The sequence below is a fragment of the Vibrio sp. 1978 genome (assembly GCF_033344345.1).
The window spans coordinates 64,403-86,673 of sequence record NZ_JAWPOP010000007.1 but is presented as its reverse complement, the minus strand read 5'-3'; the positions used below and the strand labels follow the sequence as shown (position 1 = coordinate 86,673).

Here is a 22,271-nt window from a genome sequence, read left to right as displayed (position 1 = left end):
TCTTTACACTGTAAACTCGCTGCTCTTAACCCACATTATCAAGGAAGATAAATGAGTTATCGCGTAACCCTGTTAAATGCGACGGGAGAACTGTCTCCAATCTCTGAGTATTTGCATCAGAAACTTGATGATCTGAGCTCACAACTTTCTAGTTACTTTGATTTGAGTAACATTGACCTCACCATTAGCCCGTTTGATCGCAATGACGTACCGCAGACGGGGATTGGTGGCTATTGCTTAAGTGCCTATCGTGTAGAGATTCTGCTTGATACTCAACGTACTGATATTAAAAACGTTATTGAGAAAGAACTAGCTGCGGTGTTAGCGCATGAGTTGCATCACCTGTTCCGTATGCGAGCGGGAGAAAGTGGCGTTGCACTTGGTGATGTACTAATTATGGAAGGGTTAGCTTGTCACTTCGAACGTAAGGTGAATGGCGGCGTCACTCCGAGTTTGTTTGAGCAAATCAAAGATCAAGATTGGCGCCCTTTCTACGCTGAAATGAAAGACAAGCTGACCAGCCTAGATTACAACTTCGATGCTTACTTTCTTGGCAGCGATGAAAGCCGCTGGCCGAAATACATGGGGTATTGGGTTGGGTACAACCTTGTTGTTGAATATCTGGCTGATTTTCAAGGCTCCGAGCTTGATTTAGTCGGAGCAAAAGCCGAGCTTTTCTATCAATAACTCTGGCACAAGCCAAACTAATCGGCTGAGTCATAAAAACAAAAAGCGCCTAAGTCATCAGACGTTAGGCGCTTTCTTCGTTTTATAGCGACGGTTTCTCCGAAGAGGCGAATGGGCTTATTCGCTGACTGTCACTTTCTCAATAATGATTGGATCGCATGGCACATCATCGTGACCAAGTTTAGAGGTCGTTTTCACTTTCGCGATGCGGTTTACGACATCCATACCCGCGGTCACTTTACCAAACACGGCGTAGCCCCAGCCTAGGTTGGTAGTAGCGGTGTGGTCTAGGAAATCATTGTCTTCCAAGTTAATGAAGAATTGTGCTGTTGCAGAGTGCGGTGCATCGGTTCGTGCCATTGCGATAGTGCCAACAAGGTTCTTAAGACCACGGTTTGCTTCGTTCGCGATTGGTGCGCGCGTTGGCTTTTCTGCCATGTCTTCGGTGTGACCGCCACCTTGAATCATAAAGCCATCGATAACGCGGTGGAAAATGGTGCCGTTGTAGAAGCCATCTTCACAGTATTTTTTGAAGTTCTTTGAGCTAACTGGCGCTCGTTCTAGGTTCAGTTCAATCTCGATGTCACCGAAATTGGTGGTCATAATAATCATCTGGTTTTGCCCTTGTAGGTGCTAAGTTGGCGGCATTATAGCTAAGTCGTATGAGGATAGCAGAAATAAAAACAGCGACGTTTTGGCGTCGCTGTTTGCATGGTGAATGGGTGAGGAAAGCTTTAAACCGTAAAGCGGCCGACCAAGTCGTACAGCTCGTTAGCTTTGTGGTTAAGGTTGCCACTGCCTGCTCGGTTTTGGTTGGCAAGGTGCGCCGATTGGCTGCTTTGTTGAGAGATGACTTCGATGCGTTGTGAAATCTCTTGCCCAACTTGGCTTTGCTCTTCAGTTGCCGTTGCGATCAGGGTGTTCATGTCCATGATGTTAGCAATCGCGGCTTGGATTTCTTGCAGTGCGGCAGAGGCTGCTCGTGCTTCCTCAACGGTTGCTTCACCACGCGCTTGGCTTGAACCCATGGCTTTCACTGCTGCATCCGAGCCAGACTTCAACTGCTCAATCATTTGGTGAATTTCGCCTGTGCTGTCTTGAGTGCGACTCGCCAGTTTACGGACCTCATCGGCAACGACTGCGAAGCCGCGACCTTGTTCGCCTGCACGGGCTGCTTCAATGGCTGCGTTTAGTGCCAATAGGTTGGTTTGCTCGGCGATGTCTTGAATCACTTCTAGCGAAGAAGAGATGTTTTGTACATCGCTCTCTAAACGAGAAATCACTGTGCTGGCTTCCGATACTTCTAGAGCGAGCGCTTCGACAGAGTTTGCTGCGGAATCAACAATGTGTTTCGCTTGCTGTGAATTTTCATCGGCGTCTTTGGCGGATTGCGCCGCTTGGTTAGCGTTGCTGGAAATCTCGTGCGCCGTTGCTGTCATCTCGGTCATTGCCGCTGCGACTTGTTCGGTCTCTTCACGCTGACCAGAAGCCAATTCGTCCACTTGCGATGCTCGCTGTGACATGTCGTTGGTTTCTGAAACCACTTCTTGCCCTACGTGGCTCACGCTCTTGATGATGCCTTGCAGGCTTTCAACAAAGATATTGAAGTTACGGCTCAACTGAGTGAATTCCGGCACGCTTGATTCTTCCATGCGCGCGGTTAAGTCTGCATCGCCTTGCGCGAAAGAGTGAATTGAAGCATCAAACTGCTCGATAGGCTTCATGATGCTGCGGTTAACAAACACCGCGAAGACCGCTACGATGGCTGCAATCGAAACACAGAACAGAGCAATAGCCGTCAGTGTGGTGTTGAGGGCCTGATGCGCGGCTTCTTCCATGTTTGCCACAATGGCGTCGATATCATCAGTGTAGAAGCCTGTACCCAACATTAAATCCCATTCAGGAATAAAGACCGAGTAGCTCAATTTCGGTAGTGCTTCGTTCTGACCGAGTTTCGGGAAGTAATAAGTCGTGAACTCACCAGTTTTGGAATTTTTGATCAAATCCTGAATCAGGTAATTGCCTTTCTTGTCCTGCAAGTTATAGAAGTTTTCCCCGATGCCTTTGGTGTTTTTACCCACCACGACACGAACGCCTTTTGAATCATAACCAAAGATGTAGCCGGATTGACCAAACTCTAGTTGTTTCAAGATAGGCAGAGCCTCTTCCAGTGGGGCATTTTGTGCGAGTAGCGGCTCGACAGCGGAACGCGCCATTTGTACGTAGCTTTTGAGTTCGGCTTTTTTCATCTCCATCATTCGACTTCGAGTTTGCTCAATCTCGTGCTCGTTGTAGGCCGTGGTTTGTACGTAGGTGAACCACATCATGCCTATTGCCATAGTTAGAATTGGAATTATTGAAAGGATATATAGTCGTTTTCTGATCGTCAGATTCATAGAGACGTCCTTCTCTCGGCGCAGCGTTACAAGTGACAAGCTGAATAAGCTTGCCTGATAAAAGTGTTAATACTTATTGTTGTAATGCTTAGAGATTAACCGAGTTACTCAATCAGAAGTACTGGAAATTTGTAAATCTAGACGAAGGTCGTAGCATTTTTAAGCGGGATCACAATTAACGTGAACACGACCCACTATTGCAACGAGAAGTCCCTGTTAACCAATATGAGACGCGATACCTATTCTTTGCGAATTTGAGGTAAAGCCAGTCAGCAACAGGTTTAACGAGGCGCCAACGCAGTGGAGCGTAGAGCCAACCGCGACCAACTAATTGCCACGCACGATGAGTCACGTCCAACCCAAGCAGAAGCTCCCCCTTTTCGTTGAGGGCGTGCAAAATGGTGTTGGCTTGTTCAGGATCGATCTGCGGATAATCTGCGAATGCATCACTATAGATATCGACGGTTTTGATGTGCTGCTTGGAATCGCGTTGTTTTAGCGCCTTCATCTCTTTGGCACAAAGCGGGCAGGTTCCGTCATAAAATATGGTGAGTTTTGTCATTGCGGTTTTCTTATTTGAGATTTTCTAATCGCTTTTACGTGGCGAATTTTCTTTTGGTTCATTGTTTTGCAAGTAATGCAGCCAATTGTCGCGAATGTTGCCGTAATTGAATTGGCAGAACTCTTTGCGATCACGCAGGTAGTCTTTTTCTACTTCATCGAGTAAGGCTTTGTATTGCTCAGGATCACTACCGTACACCAGACATAACGTTGAAAAGTAACGCTGCAAATCAAAGCTGTGTTCGTCAATGTACTCGCCAAAATCGTAGTAGTCCGGTCTGTCGTCGGATTCGAATGCGAACATGTCGGCGGCGCTAATGGCCATATCTGCGCCATCTTCTAGGAAGTCAATCATTAAAATAGTGGCAAAATTATCGACCGCATCTTCTTCTTTTCCGAGAACAGGGATGCTTTGATCTTCGATGTAAGCATGTCCAGCTTCATGAAGTAAAGTGTGCAATAACGTATCTAGCGCCCCTGTTTTTGGGGATTTTCCGAAGCGTTCTTCATACTGATTATTGGAGAAGTAATTGAGCGACTCCAAATAAAAAGTGTAAGGAACGTATATTGTGTGTGTATCAGGATCATACATTGGACCATCTTCTCCGCCGTAAACCAGCGTGAGAGCTTTATCAAATGGAAAGTAGGCCTGAGACAGCTCAACAAAGATGGTGTTTACATCGCTGCTTTGAATCGATTGTTGGGCGATTTTTTCATGAGTTGTTTCTATGGGAGAATATTGAATACGAATGTTTTCAGATGCTGTAGCTGATGAGACGACGCTGAGTAATAGCGCAGGGCAAAGCGAATGAATGTTCATGTGGGACTCTTGTTATTGAATAACTTGTATAAAAAATTATACATGTTTTTGTCTGATGCATAGTTGGGGTTGTACTCATAGCCAAAGTCGGGACGTCGGTCTCGAAAAGCAATCATGATAACATCGCATATTTCGGCTGCTTGGTTCTCTAGGGCGTTTATCAAGACCTCTTGGATAAGAACGGCGGTGAAGTTATTAGCTATGCATCGTTTTCTAAGAAGCTTACTGAGTAACTGTGCTTCGATCTTTATCTGTGAAAATGATAATAGGCAGTTAATCATTGCAATGTTTAACCATGGGGTTGGTGAATGTCACTGAATTGAAGAAAATTATCAGCGATATGTTATAATCCTGCTCCGTTGTGACGAAAACGTTTGTTGCAGCCTGAGAGTTTCCTTGGATTCGGCTCGTTTATACACCATGAGCCAGAGTTGAAAAGCTACGACAGGAACAGGCAAACCCAATTGTTTTGAACGCGCTCTCGGCGTTTAGCGGTTACAACGGGAAGGAACTTTGTTTGATAGTAATTGACACATTCTGTTTAAGTAAGGGAGCCCGAAGTGGTTCAGAAAGTGTCACCCAGAATTTACTCACAACACAACACCCCAAGCGATAACGCACAGGTATTGCGAGGGGCCATTTGAAGGAGCTGTATCAGCTCCTTTCACATTTAAGGGCTTGCTAACAGCGTAAAAACTGACACATCGCTTAAGGAGCGCCCCTTAAACTAGCCTAAGGCGCATCTACACCAACTTTTTGAGTATTTTCGAAACAATAAAGCGAGAAAATTTGCTATTGAACGAAGGTTAAACTAACACTCATTCATTACGGAGAATGAAGAGAACAATAATAAGAGGCGATATGAATCATTTAATATCTGTAGGTGCACTGGAGTCCTTCTTGGTCGCAATCAGTGTGCTTTTCCTGGGGCATTTTATTAATGCTAAGCTACCGATTTTAAAGAAATTCAACATACCTGAGCCGATTGTAGGTGGTCTTATTGTAGCCTGCATGATTACTGCTCTTCATTTCAACGGCATCGATTTAGAGTTCGACTTGCCATTACAAAATACGTTTATGTTAATGTTTTTTGCGACAGTTGGTTTGGCCGCAAATTACACTCAGTTGATGAAAGGAGGTGCGAAGGTTTTTATCTTCTTAGCTGTCGCATCGTTTTACATCATCATACAAAACGGCGTTGGCGTTTCACTTGCGGCGGCGCTCGGTTTAGATCCTTTGATGGGGTTAATTGCTGGCTCGATTACTCTGTCAGGTGGTCATGGTACAGGTGCTGCGTGGTCACAAACCTTTCAAGACGTGTATGGATTGGATAACGTCTTAGAAATTGCAATGGCATCAGCGACTTTTGGTTTGATCATCGGCGGTATCATTGGTAGCCCTGTAGCGCAGCGTCTGGTGGAAAAGAACAGCATAGAGTCTGAGTATGGTCGTGGTGGTCGAGATGCCAAAACTCACGAGAAATTCCCGGAGTTGGTGACTTACAATGAATACGAAGAAGATAAAGTAACGGCGAAAAAAGTTGTGGAGAAACTCTTCTTCCTACTGATCTGTGTTACTGGGGCCAAGTATGTCGAGCAATGGGTAAGCACGTATGAAATCTCATGGCTGATGATTCCAGACTTCGTATATGCGCTATTCATTGGTGTGATCATTACGAATTTCTTGGAAGTGACCAAGATTCGTAAGTTAGATGCCGAAACGGTCGATATGTTAGGTACGGTATCGCTATCTCTGTTCCTAGCGATGGCTCTGATGAGCTTGAAGTTATGGAATATCTTTGATCTAGCGATTCCATTCTTGGTTATTTTAGCTGTGCAGTCTGTCGTCTTAGCTATCTTTACGTACTATGTTACGTTCAAAGTGATGGGAAGCAACTACGATGCTGCGGTTATTGCAGGGGGGCACTGCGGTTTTGGCTTGGGTGCAACCCCAACAGCCGTAATGAACATGGGTTCAATCGTTAACCGATTTGGCCCGTCGCCACAAGCATTTATGGTGGTGCCAATTGTGGGCGCTTTCTTTATCGACATCGTCAACTTAATTATCTTGCAAGGCTACATTTCATTCCTTGGTTAAAGTTAAGTGGATGAGCTCCTAGAGGCGAAATAAAAACGGTCACAACACTGGTTGTGACCGTTTTTTTATGACTTGGTTTGGTCGTTTATTGAACGAAGCATTATTGGATAGTTCGGCTGAACTTGAGGCTAGCTGTCCAACCAAGAATACCAATGAAGGCGTAAATGCCAACGTTTAACCAACCCGCTTGAGGAATGGCATTGAATGGGTTTGGTGTAATAATGGCGTGCAGCGGAAGGTAAAGCACTTCGGAGAAAAACTGATCTAGCCCGTAGAAACCAAAAAGTGCGATAGGCATCCAACGCAGCGCATAAATGGCGATAAACAAAATGACCAGTGGTGAGTTCACTTTTTGTGAAATAGCCATCGCAGTTAATGCCAGCGGTAACAGCAGAATACCGGCGAAAAACATTCTGATTAAAAACTCTCCCCAATGCAGCAGCACGTAACCTAACGAGACTTGGCGGTACAATAAAGCCAATTGGTGATCAGTAGAGATGTTCAGCAACCACAACATTAAATTTGCAGCGAGTACGAGCACCGAGCAGACGAGCGGAATCACCAATAAGCCAAATCCTAGCTTCACTAAATGGGTTTTTATGTCACTGACAGGCATACTGCGCCAAAACATAATGCTGCCTTCCGCCCGTTCTTTGCGTAGCGTTCTTGGGAAGTACTGAACGGCTAACAAGATAGACAGCAGCCCTGCTCCTCCGGTTATCAACGTATTGACATCATCACCAAGCTCTTTGTGAATGTCACTGACATCGCCACCAAAGCTCATTTGGAAAAACATATTGTGTTGTAGAGTGTCGTTACTCATTAAACTCACAAAGAGAATAACTCCACACGCCAACACAAACAGTGGAATACGTAAAACAAGAGGGTTTTCTAACCACTCTTTTTGCAACATCGCGACAACTGAACGCATTACGCTGCCTCCTTCTGCAATGCTAAAAATAAATCCGCTAACTTCACCCCATGGATGGAGCCCATTGTTTCTGCTTGTTGGGCATACTGGGCTTTGAGTAACCATTTCGTTGAACCGAGGCCTTTTTGTGACGAGAGTGGGTTCATCGCTTCAATTTGTGTGCGGTGCTCGTCGTTGGCTTCAAGAATGAAATAGTCTTCACTGATACTGTCCATCGAGGTTTGCAGAACGGGGCGACCATGCTTAAGAATCAGAACATCTGTCAGCAAGTGCTCAATCTCTGATACTTCATGACTGGCGATGATCAACACGCGCTCGCCGTCGTGAAACCATTCCAATAAGTGACGATAAAACGTCTCGCGATACACGAGATCTAACCCGAGTGTCGGTTCATCCAATATGAGGATTTGGGTGTTGGTCGCGATCACAATCGCGAGGTGTAATTGCACCTTCATCCCTTTGGATAAAGATTTGATACGCGCACGAGGTTTGATGTCCGTTTGACGAAGTAGCGTATCTGCTTGGGCGCGATTGAACCCTGGATGCACGCCCTCGGTATAGTTAAGCAGTTGAGCAACGGTCATCCAATCTGGCAGAACGTTGACATCCGAGATGTAGGATAAGCTCTGCATTATCTTGTCGCGTTGCATAATAGGTTCAAATCCGTTGATACGAATAGTGCCCTGATATTCATGTGCACCGAGTAGGGCATTAATAAGCGTTGATTTACCTGCGCCATTATGGCCGAGTAAGCCAAGTACTTGTCCTGCATGTAGGTCGAAACTCACTTCATGCAGTGCTTCTCCTTGTTGCTGATATTGCTTGGAGACGTTGTTTACACTGACTAATGCGCTCATTGGTCACCTTTCAAGTGTGGTTTTAGTTGTTGAATGAATTCGTCGAGTGACATATCCAGACGCTGTATTGTGTCGGCTATCTGCGGAATTTGTTGCTGAAGAAAACGTGCCTTCTCGTCTGTGAGTAATTTGAGCTTTGCTCCTGAAGCGACAAACATACCTTGACCGCGTTTTTTCTCCACTAGCCCGTCATCAACAAGCAATTGATAGCCTTTCATAACGGTGAGGTGGTTAATTTTCATATCTGCAGAGATGCTACGGACGGAGGGCAGAGCATCGCCTTCTTGCCAGACACCTTGCAGTATTTGCTGTGTGATCTGGTCTGCCAACTGTCGAAATATCGGTTGGCGATCATGCCAATTAGTCATGAGTGAATCTCTTGGTTGAGATGGTGTTATATATATGTATAACACCTAGTGCATTAGAGAGAAAGTAATAATTTAAAACCTAGTGTATCCGCCTGTCTCATTCGCTCTAAATATCCACCTATGTGGTCGTTGTTTTGAGGTTTTGTTTTATATGGAAATTAATTGCTTCTCATAAGTTGAGAAGTGTTGTTTTTCTCTTCCCATCAATACACTTATCGCCTGTTTTAAATGAATATTCTCACTGAATGATAATTAACATAATTTTAGGTCTGCTTATTTCTTACTTGATGAGAATTGATGGTCAAAGAGGCCTAGAAAACAAAAGTTTCGAGAGGCAATCTGACTGGCTTAGGCACCTATCTCACGTTGAGCTCGTGCTCAATGAATGAGAAAGAGTAGAGTAAAGAGGTCTCATGAATCAGGTAATATCTATCGGCCCACAGGAGTCGTTCCTCGTCGCAATTTGCGTGTTGTTTTTAGGGCAGTTCATCAATACCAAGTTACCAACCTTAAAAAAATTTAATATTCCAGAGCCAATTGTTGGTGGTCTAGTGGTCGCTTGCGTAATCACGACGATGCACTTAAATGGTGTGGATGTCTCCTTTGATTTACCACTGCAAAACGTCTTTATGCTGATGTTTTTTGCAACCGTTGGCTTAGCGGCAAATTACACCCAACTGATTAAAGGCGGTGCGAAGGTTTTCATCTTCCTAGTTGTGGCATCGGTCTACATTCTTATCCAAAATGCGGTCGGCGTGTCCTTAGCAACAGCGTTGGGGTTAGATCCACTCATGGGGTTGATCGCCGGATCCATTACGCTTTCTGGCGGACATGGAACTGGAGCTGCGTGGTCGCAAACTTTTCAAGAAATGTATGGTTTGCATAATGTTCTAGAGGTGGCAATGGCTTCTGCTACATTTGGCTTGGTGATGGGCGGGATTATTGGCAGCCCTGTTGCACAAAAGCTACTAAACAAACACAACTTGGAATCGGAATACGGACGCACCAATCAAAGTCATCAGAGTTTCCCTGAACTGGTGACGTACAACGAACATGAGGAAGATCGTGTCACAGCGAAAAGAGTCGTTGAAAGCTTGTCCATCATTCTACTTTGCGTGACAGGCGCGAAGTATCTCGAGAGTTGGGTAAGCAGTTTTGACATCAAGTGGTTAATGATTCCCGATTTTGTTTATGCGCTGTTTATTGGTGTTGTTATCACTAACATCATGGAAGTGACGAAGGCGCGCAAGGCTGATTTAGAAACCGTTGATATTCTTGGCACGGTTGCACTATCTCTATTTCTTGCCATGGCCTTGATGAGTTTGAAATTGTGGAATATTTTCGATCTTGCGATCCCATTCCTTATTATTCTTGCTATTCAGTCGGCAGTGTTGGCGATGTTCACTTACTACGTAACATTCCGCATGATGGGAGGCAACTACGATGCGGCGGTGATCGCTAGCGGACACTGCGGTTTTGGGTTAGGTGCTACACCGACTGCGGTCATGAATATGGGCTCCATCGTGAGTCGATATGGTCCATCACCACAAGCATTTATGGTGGTTCCAATTGTCGGTGCATTCTTCATCGACATTGTGAATTTAGTGATTTTGCAAGGATGCATCGCTTTTATTAAATAACATTCGCTTTTTTACCGAAATAACAAAGCCAGCACCTATACGCTGGCTTTGCTATTTGTAACACGAAATCTTGTTTGCCTGACTTCAAGCCGTGAAATCAATGCGTTACTATGACGACATAGTGTTCAATTTTGCAGCAGCATGAGGTACCCACATGTCTGAAAAAATATCGACGTCGGCATTAGCGAAAATGCGCAAGGTAGAAGCTAAGCTGCTGTTTGCCGATCTCAAACGTGCAGGCTACATCGTTCGCCAAGATGAAAAGTGGATTTTGACCGAAGAAGGGGCAAAGTTTGGCGGTGAGTATGTGGATCACCCTAAATTTGGCCAGTTCATCGTTTGGCCGACCAACTTACATATTGAGCTGACTCCCAGCTCAGGGAAAACATTGAGCGCGACACAACTGGGTGAAAAGCTGAAATTGAATGCGAAGCGCATGAACCAGCTTTTGAGTGAACTGGGTTGGTTGACCAAATCCGAAGAGGGATGGAGTGTCACAGAAGCTGGTGTGCGCGCTGGTGGGCAGCAAAGAACCGATAAAGAAACACAAAATACCTTTGTCGTATGGCACGATGTGGTGCTGCGTAACAAGCGTCTTAAGCAGTCTGTCATTGAGTTTTTAGGGCAAGACGCGGAGTCACATTCTACGGATAAATCGTACTCAAGCTTTCGCCAAAAATTTGAAGCCAAGCACCGAACATTAGATGGGCATTACGTGCGCTCTAAGGGGGAGTTGCTCATCGACAACTGGCTGTACTTGGCTGGTGTTGTGCACGCTTATGAGCGTCAGTTGCCGATTGACCAAGATGTCACTAGCGATTTTTACTTGCCAGGTGGCAAAGTCTATTTGCAATTTTGGGGAAGTGACGATGGGGAGATGGCTCAGGCCGACCGTGAGACCATTCGTACTGTTTATGAGCAGCATCATTTCAATCTTATCGAAGTCGAACCGAGTGAACTAGACAAGTTGGATGAAGTGCTTCCTAAGCGTCTTCGTCAGTTTGGTATTAAAGCTTATTGACGACTTAAGCCCGCTGTTCAGATAAGAAAAAACCCGTGTTCAACACGGGTTTTGTATTTTTAGTGTGTTTCTAGGCTGCCATCCTATGGGTTAAAAGCCTTTGATGTTTTCTGCTTCTAGCTCAGAGAAGTACTTCACTGTCTTCACTTTCAGTTCTTGTTGAGCTGGTTCGTCGCATACGATCACCGCTTTAGGGTGAAGTTGAAGAGCAGAAACTGTCCATAGGTGGTTTACACAACCTTCCACGGCTGCTTCAAGTGCCTGAGCTTTGTTATGACCAGTGACCAAGATCATCACTTCTTCTGAGTCTAGAAGCGTACCAACACCGATAGTCAGCGCGTATTTAGGCACTTGGTTGATATCGCCGTCAAAGAAGCGAGAGTTCGCAATGCGAGTGTCTTCAGTGAGGGTCTTGATGCGAGTACGAGAAGAAAGAGATGACGCTGGCTCGTTGAACGCGATGTGACCGTCGTTACCCACGCCGCCCATGAACAGGTTGATCTTGCCGTAAGACTTAATTTTGTCTTCGTAACGCTTACATTCTGCGTCGTGATCGTCTGTGTTACCGTTCAGTAGGTTGATATTTTCTTCTTGAATATCAATGTGATTAAAGAAGTTGTTGTACATGAACGAACGGTAAGATTCTGGGTGATCCGCAGGGATGCCAATGTACTCATCCATGTTAAAAGTCACGACGTTTTTGAAGCTGACTTCGCCGGCTTGGTAAAGCTCGATTAGGGCTTTGTAGGTTGCTAGAGGAGTGCCACCAGTTGGTAGACCCAGAACGAATGGACGCTCAGCAGTAGGTTTAAAGTCGTTGATACGCTTAGCGATATGCGCAGCTGCCCACTTACCTACTTGTGCTGCTCGAGTTAACGGGATAAGTCTCATTTTGTGCCCCTAGTTATTGGAATTGACGATGTACTGAAACATTAATTCGCATTATAAAATAAGTAATGGCGAACTGCTATTGTTTTAGGTCAAAATTTTGCTTTTTCTTTAACCAATGTTGGTTTTGTCGACGATTTTTATATCTAAATGCTTTTATAAGACGATTTTTTACAAAGAAATTGCATTATGAAACTGACGAATCAATAGATAAAATTTATGATCTAAATTAAGTTCTGCCTTCGCACTTAACCTTGTTTTTTAACAACCTACAGAGTGCGAAATCGCACACGAACTTCAAATATTATGGGTTAGATATGGCATGGCGCTCATTCTTTAACCATAATTGAAATGTGTAAACCAGTGAGGAATTCGGTATGAAAAATGAGTTAGATCCGAGCAAAGTACTACAGGCTTACGAATGTGTGATGAACAACGGTACGCCAACCGAATTTGGTAAAATGTATGAAGGTGTAGAAGCGTTTTCTGACTACGATGGGTACAACGTTTTCTTAAGAGGGAATGGTGTTGAGCTAAAAATTGGCTTCCACAACACCTATCACTTGGAATATGACCAAGAGCATTTGAAAGAGAGCTTTCTGAAAAAGATTGCGACGCTCGCCAAGTAAACGGTCATCACCCAAATATTAAAAAAGCCCTTGGGAGAATGCCCCCTTGGGCTTTAGGAGAAGAAATGAGCTTGTCTTGCTCGCTCAGTAAAGTCAAACGAGCTTTCGCCTACTGCTAGAAAAAGGCGAGAACTAGGTTATTGGTTATTAATCGTCTTCAACCAAACTCTCTTCAATGTATTCTTCTGTGGCGTCAGGCTTGTTACGACCATTTAGCGTATGGAAGCGCTTGCGACCACGAGCAAGTTGGGTGTACTTTAGCCACGTACGCTCAAGTTTTGTTTTTGCTTTGCCCGGGTTTTCTAACACCTTGATGAAGTGTTTCTCTTCGCTGTTTTCAGGTGTTAATTCGCCTGACTCTAAGCCAAGCATTGTATCCCCATAAATTGTTAGGATTTCCTCTTCTGAAAGAGTAAAATCGCCAGACTTTGCAAAGCCGCGTGGGAATTTTACGTTATCGTAAAAACGTTTTTTGCCATGACGGAATTCAGTGTCAGACATGTCAACAGCCTCTGTAACCGTTATTGATGAATGTAGTGAACTTACGGCGAAAATTAGGCTTAAATCTAACAAAAGAAAAACAAAACTTTTTTGTCGTCATGATTTTAATTAGTTGTTAATCTGGTTTTATATTAACCAGGAGATGGTTTATGGATGTAAAAGTCTTTCGAACATTTTTAGAGCTGGCAAGAGTTCGTCACTTCGGACGTGCTGCTGAGAACCTTTATATTACCCAAGCCGCTGTGAGCGCACGTATCAAACAATTGGAAAGTTACTTCGATACGCAATTGTTTATTCGTGATCGAAATAACATAAAGTTGACCTCTGCAGGTGAGCGCTTAATCAGCTATGCCGAGGTAATGGTCACTACATTGCAACAAGCGAAGCTAGAATTATCGCTTGAAGATGGCAAAGCGCTGCAACTAACGTTAGGTGGCACGCCAAACATTTGGGACGCTTATTTACAGAATTGTTTAAGTGTCGTCACAGATTCGTTTGGTGGTTATGGCTTCATGGCAGAAGTGATGGGACGTGAGATGCTCAGTCGTAGCTTGCTAGAGCGCACGTTAGATATGGCATTTGCGTTCGATCAGATCAAAGCTGATGAGCTTAACTGTAAAAAAGTGGCAGATGTTGTTCTCGTTCTGGTATCAACTGAGAAAGATTCTTTAGACACCGTTTTCGAAAACAAATATGTGTACGTTGACTGGGGGACGCGTTTCTCCTCAGAGCATTCTGAACGTCACCCTAAGATTCCGGCTCCATATTTACGCACTTCAACAGCGCGTATCGCATTGGACTTTATTTTAGAGAAGGGTGGAGCCGCGTACTTACCAATCTCTCTCGTGGAGCCATTTATCGCTAATGGGCAGCTTCACAAGGTGTCTGGAGTAGAAGATTGGTGTCGCCCTATCTATTTGAGCTATCGTAAAGCTAGCTCGTCTGTAGACGCGATTAAGCAAGTGGAAGAAATTGTCAAAGAGATCGATCCACTGACCGCTTACAGTTTTCAGCAAATTGGTTCTGGCACTTCCGACGAATAGCGTTGAATGAAAAGTCAGAAAAACGAAAAAGCCGCCTTGAGAAATCAAGGCGGCTTTGTTTTTATCTCGATGAATCGATAGTTATGGTAAGTCAAACAACAGGGCTGTTGTGCTTTCGTTTGATGTATTGCGCAAAACAACCTTACTCTGGTGTTCAACCTTCGCGCCGTCGCCAGCCGTCAAAGTGGTATTGTCGACACTAAGGCTCCCAGTCACTTGATGGATGAATAGATTTCGGCCCGACTCAATCTCAAAGTTTAGTTCGCTACTTGGCTCAAGAATTAACTGATGCAAAGTCGCATCTTGCTTAATAAGTAGCGTGCCGTTTTCTCCAGTTGGAGTTGCGATAGTCGTTAACCCAGGATTGCGACCAAAATCTTTTTGCTGATAACCTGGTTTGGTTCCAAATGTGTTCGGTTGAATCCAAATCTGTAGAAACCGCAGCGTATCTTGGTTCGATGCATTGTACTCACTGTGGTAAATCCCTTTCCCTGCCGACATGAGTTGGAATTCACCTGCAGGTAGTGTTTTGACGTTACCTTCACTGTCTTTGTGTGCGATAACACCTTCCAACACATAGCTGATGATCTCCATATCACGGTGGCCATGTGTATCAAAACCCGCGCCAGGCTTGACTACATCGTCATTAATGACTCTCAGCTCAGAAAAGCCCATATGTTGAGGATCGTAGTAGCTACCAAAAGAAAACGTATGTTTGCTATCAAGCCAGCCAAAGTTTGCTCGACCTCGGTCTGCCGCATGTCTTACCGTAATCATAAGGCCTCCTTAAGAGAGCTTTTTGTTTAAGAAGTTATCTAACGCTGCTTTACCTGCGCCAGAGAACGCCAGAGAAACGCTTGCTGCCAGTAATGCTAAGCCAAACTCGTAACCGTTGTTTGCCATGAACAGGCCATTTTCAAAGTGGACAGAGAATATCGCTACCACCATCGTGAACGCCAAAGCAACCGCTGCTGGTCGAGTTAGCAGACCAAGTAAAATGAACAAGCCGCCAAAGAACTCTGCGCTGCCCGCAAGTAACGCCATGAGCACGCCAGGACCTAAACCGATAGATGCCATCCACTGACCTGTGCCTTCTAGCCCGTAGCCACCAAACCAGCCAAATAGTTTTTGTGCGCCGTGCGCCATAAAGATAATGCCGATTGGAACGCGAAGTGATAGTGCGCTGTAACCTGCGTTTGATGTGGTAATTTTCTGTAATAGTGCTTTCATGATTCTGTCCTCTGACTCTTTTCAATGAGTGGGAAGCGTGTGCTCCCGTGCTGTTGAGAACAGTTTAGGTAGAGGCGAATATAAAAATAACGGGAGGATTTTGATAAACTCGTTCTAAAAAATTGAATATTTGGTTTTTATTTATTTAAATCAATGTCTTGATTTTTATATTCGAGTGTTTATTTGCCGATTATTGTCTGTTTTAAATCAAGGTCTGTCATTATTTTCGATAAACATTTTTGCTGTTAAACAAAAAAAGAGCACATGTACTGTGCTCTATTGCTTTCGCTTTTAACAAGGGAGAAAGGTGCGTTAAAGAAAACCGTCAGAGGTTCATTAAGCTCTCTAATGACTCCTCTACATTGTTGTAGTGATAAGTTCGAATATTACGTCCATCCGTCGCATTAATCTGAATTTCTGAGATCTCGTTATCTGAGTCTCGTTCGATAATTCCAATAGAATGATCTACGGATTTACTGGTAATAACCTTTTGGTTTCTTAATACAATTACGCAAGTATGTAAGTCCATGCCAATTCCCTTTAGCCGACGTTGTTGTGATGTTCTGGATCTAACTTTAGTGTACAAAAACGCTAATGCCAATAAATCTCAATATTGAGTTCCGAAAATGGCTAATTGTGGGCGCTTAAGCAAGCTACAATAACACTATATTGAACGATGCCTATGAACAATAAATGACAAAAGGCATGAGCAAGGAAAGCACTATGTTTATTCACCCCCATACCTCACTGACCTTCGAGCAGTGTCACAAGGCGCGAGTCGCGCGAGACAGTCGTTTTGATGGGCGATTTTATGTGGCGGTAAAAACAACGGGAATCTTTTGTCGTCCGATTTGCCCGGCAAATTTGCCTAAAGAAGAAAATGTTGAGTATTTCGCTGATAAGACGCAAGCCCTTCAAGCAGGGTACCGTCCGTGTTTACGTTGTCGACCTGACAGCGCGCCTGGATCTTGGGCATGGAAAGGTGTCGAGACGACCTTTCAACGAGCGATTTCGTTAATTGATAGAGGGGAGTTGCATCACCATTCGGTGTCTGAGTTGGCTGAGCGTGTTGGGATTTCTGACCGTTACTTACGTATGTTGTTTGAGCAGTATCTAGGTATGTCACCCAAGCAGTATGCGCAATATCAGCAACTAATGTTCGCCAAACAGTTGCTTCACTCCAGCTCTATGTCGGTCACCGACGTGGGGTTTGCATCAGGTTTTAACAGTACGCGCCGCTTTAACGATGCTTTTCAAAAGTTTCTCAAACTAACGCCTTCTCAAGTACGCCGTAAAGAGTTTGATGGTGCGGGTTGCAATCGAATTGCCTTACCTTATCGAGGTGAGTTGAATTGGTCGCACATGTTGGACTTCTATCGTTTGCGAGCGGTTGAGGGGGTTGAGCTAGTGAGTGATGAGAGTTATCAGCGCAACGTTTTTTTGGATAACAGCAAAGCCTGGTTTAAAGCGACAAAAGGTGAAGGATACTTAGAACTGGCGTTTGAAATTGAAGACGTAACGAAGCTGCAAAATTTGGTGTCTGACATTCGTCGTATGTTCGATCTTGACGCTGATATTTGTACTGTTGAGCAGCATTTGGAGTATGTCGCGCCTGGGCTCGTGTCGAGTAAAGGTATTCGTATTCCTGGTGTATGGAATGCATGGGAAGCAGGGGTTAGAGCGATTTTAGGCCAGCAGGTGTCGGTTAAAGCTGCGATTGGTCAACTTAACTTATTGGTGGCCACACTTAGTGGAGAGTCAGAAAAACGTTTTTTCCCGACTCCCAGTGATATTGCGAACGCCGACGTGAGCTTTTTGCGCATGCCGCAAAGCCGTAAAGAGACGCTAGTGCGCTTCGCCCAGTTTATGCAGGACAACTCAGAAGCTGACCCCCAGCACTGGCTAGCTTTGAAAGGCATTGGACCTTGGACCGTCAGTTATGCTCAACTGCGAGGGCAATCTCAACCCGATTGCTTTCTAGATAAAGACTTAGTGGTGAAAAAGGCGATGCAGCGTTACCCATCACTGAATACGCACACTGCGGCCCCTTGGGGAAGCTACGCGACGTTTCACTTATGGAATCAATCATGAAAACATTTTATACCGAAATGCCGAGTCCACTAGGAACGGTGACTATCCAATCGAACGCTGAGGGCTTACTTGGCATTTGGTTTGAAACATGCACCACTAAGCCGAGTGAGCTGGGGGTGCGAGACGAGCAGCATCCGGTTTTGCGCCAAGCTGTCACCCAACTGGATGAATACTTTGCTGGTCTGCGCAACGAATTCGACTTACCCCTTGCAGCGACAGGCACTGATTTTCAAAATCAAGTTTGGCAGGCACTAACGACCATTCCATATGGGGAAACGTGGAGCTATCAAGATCTCGCGAATGCGATAGGTAACCCTAAAGCTGTGCGTGCTGTTGGGTTAGCAAACGGGAAGAATCCGATTTCTATCGTGGTACCTTGTCATCGCGTTATTGGCAAAAGCGGAAAACTGACTGGGTATGCAGGTGGAGTGGAGCGCAAGCAACGTTTGCTCGCGCTGGAGCAAGGTACACCGCTTTAAGTGAGGCGATTCTCGTATTGGGATTAAGCGTGCTACACAGGGGTAACGATAGTGTAGAGTTTCATAATCGTTATACGAATAGAAGAAGGACAATAAGGACATGCCTTTCAAAACGGATTTTGATGCCTTCATGAGTGAGTGTTGGCAGCATCACGAGGAAAATCCCGAACAAGTTTATGCTAAGCTAGAAACGGCTCTGAGCTAGGTGGAAGACGTTACCCAAATCGAGCGAATATTCGCATTGATGCTGCATACCGCTATTGGGCATCTCCAGTGCCCAGAAAAGTTTCTTACTTGTTTAGAGCACTTTGATGAACGCAAGGTTGCCGAGAGTTTGGCATTTCAACGCAGTATTGCCGTTGCGCGCTATTTCGTAGATGGCACTGACAATATGGAATTATTGGAAGAGCAAGAACAACGCCGAGTTTACGCTTTGATTTCGAATGAACTTTCTGCACTTGTTCAGCTTGAACTGGCGAGTCAATGGTTGGTGAAGGCAGCGTTAGGAATGACGCCGAACGATGCAGAAGGGCCATTAGCGCGCGCTATCGCGATCACTGCGAACAACTTAGCATGTCAGTACGAAGCGCTGGCTGAGCGCACGTGCATGGAAAAATCGAAGATGCTAGAAGCAGCGACACTCGCGCTAGACTATTGGAAAGTGGCAGGGGGTTGGATGCAAGAAGAGCGCGCAGAGTATCGCTTAGCGATGAGCTTGCTTAAAGCAGATAAACCGCAAGAAGCCAAAGTGCATGCTGAGCGCTGTGAGGTTATTTGTCAGCAAAATGGTAGCGACGCGTTTGAGCTGTTCCACGCACATGACTTGTTGATGCAAGTACACTTCCATCTTAGTCAGAAATATAAAGCTAAATTGGATGAAGAGATGCAGCAGCACTGCAAAACGAGCTCGTTGACGTGATCTTAGCGTTGAATGAAAAAAGCCCCGAGCGACTGGCTGGGGGCTTTAGGGTTGTTGACTATGCAGCGATGATTATGCTGCTTGCGCTTTTGCTTGGTATCGTCCTGGTTTATGGTTCATCGCCAAAATCAAGTTCGTTGCGATGGCACCTAGAACAGATAGAGCGATAAGGTGCACATCTACAATGAACAGTGACATCACCACGATGGCACAATCTAACGCCATTTGAACTTTACCCGCTCGAACTCCAAAACGTTCCTGAAGGTACAACGCTAGAATGTTAAAGCCACCCAAACTCATTTTGTGACGGAAAATTACCAACATACCGATTCCAATCAGCCCACCACCCAAAAGTGCCGCATAGAAAGGTTCGATTCGTGAAATCTCAATCACATGATGCAGATGATCGACCGCAAAAGAGACAATCGAAACCGCAATAAAGGTATTGATAGTGAAGCGCCAACCCATGCGCATCACAGATAAAATATAAAAAGGGAGGTTAAGAGCGAAAAATATCTGACCAAAACTGAAGTCACTCACTTTGGTTAGGAAGATCGCCAAGCCAGCCGTACCGCCAGTGAGCAATCCTACTTTGCTAAAAAATATCACCCCAAGTGACACTAACGCACTGCCGAGCGTCAGAGCCAAGAGGTTCTCTCTTAGGCTATGATCTTTGTCCATAAATTAATTTCCTTGGTTTAAAAACCGCGCCGGAGATAACACGTCTCACGGACGCGATAGACAGTCGCCAAAATAGCAACTAACAAATCGGCCAATAAAATGTCGCGAAAAGTGATGGATGTCGAGTTTTTGGACGAGATTATGATGATATTAACCTGTTTAACATAATGTACACAGATAGAAAAACAACAAGGAAAAGTTATGATTAAGAAAGTTGGCAACACCCAAATCAACACATTACATCGACTGAGTTGCCACTGTGGAAAAGTTGAGCTGGAACTGGCGTTACCCAATGGTATTGAGAAACCGAGACGGTGTGACTGTTCTATGTGTCGACGTCGTGGCGCGATTGTCGCATCTGTACCTTTGAACGGTATTCGTATTATGCAAGGCGAAGACGTCTTGAAGCAGTATCAATTTAATACACACACTGCGAAGCACTTTTTCTGTGGCGAGTGCGGTATTTATACGCACCATCAGCGTCGTTCTGACCCGAGTGAGTATGGCTATAATGTCGGCTGCTTAGAGGGCGTCAACCCATATGAGTTGGGAGCGATTGAAGTGATGGATGGCGTTAACCATCCATCCGACCGCTAGGTTGTGTTGCAAGTTAAGCACCTGATTGTCGGTGCTTTTAAGTAAATAAACCGCTATTCATCCACAAGTGTACCGCAATACTGGCGGCATAACCCAAGGCGATGACGGGAGCCCACTTTAGGTGGCCAAAGAAGGTGTATTGTCCACGCGCGGCTCCCATTAAAGCGACGCCTGCCGCGGAGCCAATGGAAAGCAAACTGCCACCGACACCTGCGGTTAATGTGACCAGTAGCCAGTTGCCCATCGACATGCTTGGTTCCATGGTCAGTACAGCAAACATAACCGGAATGTTATCGACGATTGCAGATAGGACACCAACCATTACGTTTGCCCAGACTGGGTTCCATTGCGTGTACATGACGTTTGAAACCAGTTCGAGGTAGCCAAGTAAACTTAAACCGCCAACACACATTACAACACCGTAGAAGAACAACAAGGTGTCCCATTCGGCTCGAGACACACGATGAAACACATCAAACGGAACCACTGAGCCTAAGCGCTTCAATGCCTGATCATCGCCATTGGCAATTGCCATAGCTGCTTTTTTTGCGAGTGAGTGTTTGAGAGTTTGGCGCAAAAAATATCCGAAAAACTGTAAGTACGCCAAGCCCATCATCATGCCCATAACGGGTGGGAAGTGCAGCACAGCATGGAAAGAGACTGCGGTGGCAATCGTCAAAATGAACAACGCGACAATACGCCTTGCCCCGCGTTTTAGCTCAACGTGTTGGTGAATCGTATTCGGTTTTGTGTTTGGAACAAAAAGTGACATCAAAAATGCGGGAACCAAGTAGTTCACCAATGACGGTACAAACAACGGAATGAACTCAGCAAAGCTGACATGACCGGCCTGCCACACCATCAGGGTTGTAATATCACCAAATGGGCTGAATGCACCGCCAGCGTTGGCTGCGATAACAATGTTGATACAAGCAAGATTGACGAACTTAGGATTATCACCAGAGACTTTCATCACTACAGCGCACATCAAAAGGGCCGTAGTTAAGTTATCGGCAATCGGTGAAATGACAAAAGCGAGAAACCCCGTCAGCCAGAACAACTTTTTGAATCCAAAACCTTTACCAACCATCCACGCCTGTAAGGCATCGAAGAGTTTGCGTTCTTCCATTGCGTTGATGTAAGTCATCGCCACGAGCAAAAACAGCAGCAACTCGGCATATTCCAACAAGTTGTGTTCTAGTGCGGATTTGGCGATTTCAGGCTGATTGTGTTGAGCAAAGGTGTAGCCAATCAGAATCCAAATTAATCCTGCAGCGAGCAGCACTGGCTTGGATTTTCTCATTTTCAGATACTCTTCCAACATAACCAGTATGTAAGCGATCGAAAAGATAATCAGAGCCGCGTAACCGACACCAGAATTAACAAGGTTCAGTTCATTGGTTGATGCAGCAAAGGTGGCGCTAGAGAACAACAAACAGCAGAAAGCCACAATTGGATAGATTGGCATAGACATTTCTCCTTTGTCTGGTTGGAGAAATATTAGCCACAAATGAATGAGTTAGTTGTGAGAGAGCTCGAATTAACAGTAGGAGTTAGGAAATGATAGTGTGCGCCACTATTTTCTGAGTGACGCAATGCTTGCTGCGCCGAATAAAACCGCAGCGGCATATAAACCGTAAGTTAACCAGTGACTAATCTCTAAAAAAGGAACGAGTCCTTGACCTGCCCACATACAGCCTCCGTTTAATGAGCAATGTTGTAATAGTCGAGCCAATTTAAAGGAAATGAACAATGTTTTTTGTGAGTGAAAGCAAATTCTGAAGGATTAGAAAGTCAAAAATTGGTCAGTGAGAGAGAAATCTCATTTTTAACTG

Annotated in this window: 23 protein-coding genes and 1 pseudogene; 10 read left to right on the top strand and 14 right to left on the bottom strand. The window is 45.0% G+C overall.

The window, feature by feature from the left end; all coding sequences use genetic code 11:
- Positions 1 to 51: 51 nt before the first annotated feature.
- Positions 52 to 687: a DUF2268 domain-containing putative Zn-dependent protease gene (locus R8N49_RS09295; RefSeq protein ID WP_115386890.1), complete on the top strand. Its 636-nt coding sequence runs from the start codon at positions 52 to 54 to the stop codon at positions 685 to 687.
- Between the two features lie 117 nt (positions 688 to 804).
- Here R8N49_RS09295 and R8N49_RS09290 read toward each other — a convergent pair whose 3' ends face one another.
- The 4 genes from R8N49_RS09290 to R8N49_RS09275 all read right to left on the bottom strand — a co-directional run bounded on the left by R8N49_RS09290 (position 805) and on the right by R8N49_RS09275 (position 4,464).
- A complete protein-coding gene (locus tag R8N49_RS09290; protein ID WP_005448882.1) occupies positions 805 to 1,299 on the bottom strand; it encodes a peptidylprolyl isomerase in 495 nt (164 codons plus the stop codon).
- Between the two features lie 122 nt (positions 1,300 to 1,421).
- Positions 1,422 to 3,083 (bottom strand): methyl-accepting chemotaxis protein, encoded by a 1,662-nt coding sequence (locus R8N49_RS09285; RefSeq protein WP_258490008.1) that lies wholly within the window; start codon positions 3,081 to 3,083, stop codon positions 1,422 to 1,424.
- A gap of 175 nt (positions 3,084 to 3,258) precedes the next feature.
- A complete protein-coding gene (locus tag R8N49_RS09280) occupies positions 3,259 to 3,645 on the bottom strand; it encodes a thiol-disulfide oxidoreductase DCC family protein (RefSeq protein WP_054576513.1) in 387 nt (128 codons plus the stop codon).
- A gap of 24 nt (positions 3,646 to 3,669) precedes the next feature.
- Positions 3,670 to 4,464 (bottom strand): DUF4344 domain-containing metallopeptidase, encoded by a 795-nt coding sequence (locus R8N49_RS09275; protein WP_132936200.1) that lies wholly within the window; start codon positions 4,462 to 4,464, stop codon positions 3,670 to 3,672.
- Positions 4,465 to 5,325: 861 nt separating this feature from the next.
- Between R8N49_RS09275 and gltS (R8N49_RS09270) the strand changes: the two genes are divergently transcribed.
- On the top strand, positions 5,326 to 6,561 hold the full coding sequence (gene gltS / locus R8N49_RS09270; RefSeq protein WP_005374448.1) for a sodium/glutamate symporter: 1,236 nt from the start codon (positions 5,326 to 5,328) through the stop codon (positions 6,559 to 6,561).
- 100 nt (positions 6,562 to 6,661) lie between these two features.
- Here the strand turns inward: gltS (R8N49_RS09270) and R8N49_RS09265 are convergent, their stop codons facing one another.
- The 3 genes from R8N49_RS09265 to R8N49_RS09255 are packed head-to-tail and all read right to left on the bottom strand — an operon-like array spanning position 6,662 to position 8,717.
- Entirely contained in the window at positions 6,662 to 7,492 is an 831-nt protein-coding gene (locus R8N49_RS09265) for a membrane protein (protein WP_047102488.1), read from the bottom strand.
- Positions 7,492 to 8,349: an ABC transporter ATP-binding protein gene (locus R8N49_RS09260; RefSeq protein ID WP_005383221.1), complete on the bottom strand. Its 858-nt coding sequence runs from the start codon at positions 8,347 to 8,349 to the stop codon at positions 7,492 to 7,494. Before R8N49_RS09260 ends, R8N49_RS09265 begins: the two co-directional genes overlap by 1 nt.
- Positions 8,346 to 8,717 carry a GntR family transcriptional regulator gene (locus R8N49_RS09255; protein WP_318189923.1) on the bottom strand — a complete coding sequence of 124 codons (372 nt, stop codon included), beginning with the start codon at positions 8,715 to 8,717 and terminating at the stop codon, positions 8,346 to 8,348. The genes R8N49_RS09260 and R8N49_RS09255 overlap by 4 nt, the downstream gene beginning before the upstream one ends.
- Positions 8,718 to 9,130: 413 nt before the next feature.
- Here R8N49_RS09255 and gltS (R8N49_RS09250) point away from each other — a divergent pair, with 413 nt between their 5' ends.
- Positions 9,131 to 10,357, top strand: coding sequence for a sodium/glutamate symporter (gene gltS, locus R8N49_RS09250; protein WP_017821044.1), 1,227 nt, complete (start codon positions 9,131 to 9,133; stop codon positions 10,355 to 10,357).
- A 154-nt stretch (positions 10,358 to 10,511) separates the two neighbouring features.
- Positions 10,512 to 11,378: a hypothetical protein gene (locus R8N49_RS09245; protein ID WP_005374442.1), complete on the top strand. Its 867-nt coding sequence runs from the start codon at positions 10,512 to 10,514 to the stop codon at positions 11,376 to 11,378.
- A gap of 90 nt (positions 11,379 to 11,468) precedes the next feature.
- Here R8N49_RS09245 and nagB read toward each other — a convergent pair whose 3' ends face one another.
- Positions 11,469 to 12,269, bottom strand: a complete 801-nt coding sequence (gene nagB, locus R8N49_RS09240) for a glucosamine-6-phosphate deaminase (RefSeq protein WP_005374441.1) — start codon at positions 12,267 to 12,269, stop codon at positions 11,469 to 11,471.
- A 374-nt stretch (positions 12,270 to 12,643) separates the two neighbouring features.
- Here nagB and R8N49_RS09235 point away from each other — a divergent pair, with 374 nt between their 5' ends.
- Positions 12,644 to 12,895 (top strand): DUF3081 domain-containing protein, encoded by a 252-nt coding sequence (locus R8N49_RS09235; protein ID WP_005374440.1) that lies wholly within the window; start codon positions 12,644 to 12,646, stop codon positions 12,893 to 12,895.
- A 147-nt stretch (positions 12,896 to 13,042) separates the two neighbouring features.
- On the opposite strand, the gene R8N49_RS09230 is transcribed toward R8N49_RS09235, so the two are convergent.
- Entirely contained in the window at positions 13,043 to 13,396 is a 354-nt protein-coding gene (locus R8N49_RS09230; RefSeq protein WP_005374439.1) for a DUF413 domain-containing protein, read from the bottom strand.
- A 149-nt stretch (positions 13,397 to 13,545) separates the two neighbouring features.
- Between R8N49_RS09230 and R8N49_RS09225 the strand changes: the two genes are divergently transcribed.
- Entirely contained in the window at positions 13,546 to 14,439 is an 894-nt protein-coding gene (locus R8N49_RS09225) for a LysR family transcriptional regulator (protein WP_005374436.1), read from the top strand.
- 81 nt (positions 14,440 to 14,520) lie between these two features.
- Here R8N49_RS09225 and R8N49_RS09220 read toward each other — a convergent pair whose 3' ends face one another.
- The 3 genes from R8N49_RS09220 to R8N49_RS09210 form a co-directional block, all read right to left on the bottom strand.
- Positions 14,521 to 15,216 carry a pirin family protein gene (locus tag R8N49_RS09220; RefSeq protein ID WP_017821043.1) on the bottom strand — a complete coding sequence of 232 codons (696 nt, stop codon included), beginning with the start codon at positions 15,214 to 15,216 and terminating at the stop codon, positions 14,521 to 14,523.
- Positions 15,217 to 15,225: 9 nt separating this feature from the next.
- Entirely contained in the window at positions 15,226 to 15,669 is a 444-nt protein-coding gene (locus R8N49_RS09215) for a DoxX family protein (protein ID WP_005374434.1), read from the bottom strand.
- A 325-nt stretch (positions 15,670 to 15,994) separates the two neighbouring features.
- Positions 15,995 to 16,198: a hypothetical protein gene (locus R8N49_RS09210; protein ID WP_017633816.1), complete on the bottom strand. Its 204-nt coding sequence runs from the start codon at positions 16,196 to 16,198 to the stop codon at positions 15,995 to 15,997.
- Positions 16,199 to 16,392: 194 nt separating this feature from the next.
- Between R8N49_RS09210 and R8N49_RS09205 the strand changes: the two genes are divergently transcribed.
- The 3 genes and pseudogenes from R8N49_RS09205 (at position 16,393) to R8N49_RS09195 (ending at position 19,158) form a co-directional block, all read left to right on the top strand.
- The gene (locus R8N49_RS09205; protein ID WP_085569478.1) at positions 16,393 to 17,760 is read left to right on the top strand and encodes an AlkA N-terminal domain-containing protein; all 1,368 of its coding nucleotides are present in this window, start codon (positions 16,393 to 16,395) and stop codon (positions 17,758 to 17,760) included.
- Positions 17,757 to 18,239: a methylated-DNA--[protein]-cysteine S-methyltransferase gene (locus tag R8N49_RS09200; protein WP_005374431.1), complete on the top strand. Its 483-nt coding sequence runs from the start codon at positions 17,757 to 17,759 to the stop codon at positions 18,237 to 18,239. Before R8N49_RS09205 ends, R8N49_RS09200 begins: the two co-directional genes overlap by 4 nt.
- A gap of 100 nt (positions 18,240 to 18,339) precedes the next feature.
- Positions 18,340 to 19,158, top strand: a pseudogene (locus tag R8N49_RS09195) (hypothetical protein).
- A 72-nt stretch (positions 19,159 to 19,230) separates the two neighbouring features.
- On the opposite strand, the gene R8N49_RS09190 reads toward R8N49_RS09195, so the two are convergent.
- On the bottom strand, positions 19,231 to 19,839 hold the full coding sequence (locus tag R8N49_RS09190; protein WP_005374427.1) for a YitT family protein: 609 nt from the start codon (positions 19,837 to 19,839) through the stop codon (positions 19,231 to 19,233).
- Positions 19,840 to 20,040: 201 nt separating this feature from the next.
- Between R8N49_RS09190 and R8N49_RS09185 the strand changes: the two genes are divergently transcribed.
- Positions 20,041 to 20,436, top strand: a complete 396-nt coding sequence (locus R8N49_RS09185) for a GFA family protein (protein ID WP_053308033.1) — start codon at positions 20,041 to 20,043, stop codon at positions 20,434 to 20,436.
- Positions 20,437 to 20,473: 37 nt separating this feature from the next.
- Here R8N49_RS09185 and nhaD read toward each other — a convergent pair whose 3' ends face one another.
- Positions 20,474 to 21,904, bottom strand: coding sequence for a sodium:proton antiporter NhaD (nhaD, locus tag R8N49_RS09180; RefSeq protein ID WP_005374422.1), 1,431 nt, complete (start codon positions 21,902 to 21,904; stop codon positions 20,474 to 20,476).
- Between the last annotated feature and the right edge of the window lie 367 nt (positions 21,905 to 22,271).

What these genes read in the sequence shown, in the direction of transcription:
- R8N49_RS09295 (WP_115386890.1), top strand. Translation starts at nt 52, where the DNA reads ATGAGTTATCGCGTAACCCTGTTAAATGCGACGGGAGAACTGTCTCCA.
- R8N49_RS09290 (WP_005448882.1), bottom strand. Translation starts at nt 1,299, where the DNA reads ATGATTATTATGACCACCAATTTCGGTGACATCGAGATTGAACTGAAC.
- R8N49_RS09285 (WP_258490008.1), bottom strand. Translation starts at nt 3,083, where the DNA reads ATGAATCTGACGATCAGAAAACGACTATATATCCTTTCAATAATTCCA.
- R8N49_RS09280 (WP_054576513.1), bottom strand. Translation starts at nt 3,645, where the DNA reads ATGACAAAACTCACCATATTTTATGACGGAACCTGCCCGCTTTGTGCC.
- R8N49_RS09275 (WP_132936200.1), bottom strand. Translation starts at nt 4,464, where the DNA reads ATGAACATTCATTCGCTTTGCCCTGCGCTATTACTCAGCGTCGTCTCA.
- gltS (WP_005374448.1), top strand. Translation starts at nt 5,326, where the DNA reads ATGAATCATTTAATATCTGTAGGTGCACTGGAGTCCTTCTTGGTCGCA.
- R8N49_RS09265 (WP_047102488.1), bottom strand. Translation starts at nt 7,492, where the DNA reads ATGCGTTCAGTTGTCGCGATGTTGCAAAAAGAGTGGTTAGAAAACCCT.
- R8N49_RS09260 (WP_005383221.1), bottom strand. Translation starts at nt 8,349, where the DNA reads ATGAGCGCATTAGTCAGTGTAAACAACGTCTCCAAGCAATATCAGCAA.
- R8N49_RS09255 (WP_318189923.1), bottom strand. Translation starts at nt 8,717, where the DNA reads ATGACTAATTGGCATGATCGCCAACCGATATTTCGACAGTTGGCAGAC.
- gltS (WP_017821044.1), top strand. Translation starts at nt 9,131, where the DNA reads ATGAATCAGGTAATATCTATCGGCCCACAGGAGTCGTTCCTCGTCGCA.
- R8N49_RS09245 (WP_005374442.1), top strand. Translation starts at nt 10,512, where the DNA reads ATGTCTGAAAAAATATCGACGTCGGCATTAGCGAAAATGCGCAAGGTA.
- nagB (WP_005374441.1), bottom strand. Translation starts at nt 12,269, where the DNA reads ATGAGACTTATCCCGTTAACTCGAGCAGCACAAGTAGGTAAGTGGGCA.
- R8N49_RS09235 (WP_005374440.1), top strand. Translation starts at nt 12,644, where the DNA reads ATGAAAAATGAGTTAGATCCGAGCAAAGTACTACAGGCTTACGAATGT.
- R8N49_RS09230 (WP_005374439.1), bottom strand. Translation starts at nt 13,396, where the DNA reads ATGTCTGACACTGAATTCCGTCATGGCAAAAAACGTTTTTACGATAAC.
- R8N49_RS09225 (WP_005374436.1), top strand. Translation starts at nt 13,546, where the DNA reads ATGGATGTAAAAGTCTTTCGAACATTTTTAGAGCTGGCAAGAGTTCGT.
- R8N49_RS09220 (WP_017821043.1), bottom strand. Translation starts at nt 15,216, where the DNA reads ATGATTACGGTAAGACATGCGGCAGACCGAGGTCGAGCAAACTTTGGC.
- R8N49_RS09215 (WP_005374434.1), bottom strand. Translation starts at nt 15,669, where the DNA reads ATGAAAGCACTATTACAGAAAATTACCACATCAAACGCAGGTTACAGC.
- R8N49_RS09210 (WP_017633816.1), bottom strand. Translation starts at nt 16,198, where the DNA reads ATGGACTTACATACTTGCGTAATTGTATTAAGAAACCAAAAGGTTATT.
- R8N49_RS09205 (WP_085569478.1), top strand. Translation starts at nt 16,393, where the DNA reads ATGTTTATTCACCCCCATACCTCACTGACCTTCGAGCAGTGTCACAAG.
- R8N49_RS09200 (WP_005374431.1), top strand. Translation starts at nt 17,757, where the DNA reads ATGAAAACATTTTATACCGAAATGCCGAGTCCACTAGGAACGGTGACT.
- R8N49_RS09190 (WP_005374427.1), bottom strand. Translation starts at nt 19,839, where the DNA reads ATGGACAAAGATCATAGCCTAAGAGAGAACCTCTTGGCTCTGACGCTC.
- R8N49_RS09185 (WP_053308033.1), top strand. Translation starts at nt 20,041, where the DNA reads ATGATTAAGAAAGTTGGCAACACCCAAATCAACACATTACATCGACTG.
- nhaD (WP_005374422.1), bottom strand. Translation starts at nt 21,904, where the DNA reads ATGCCAATCTATCCAATTGTGGCTTTCTGCTGTTTGTTGTTCTCTAGC.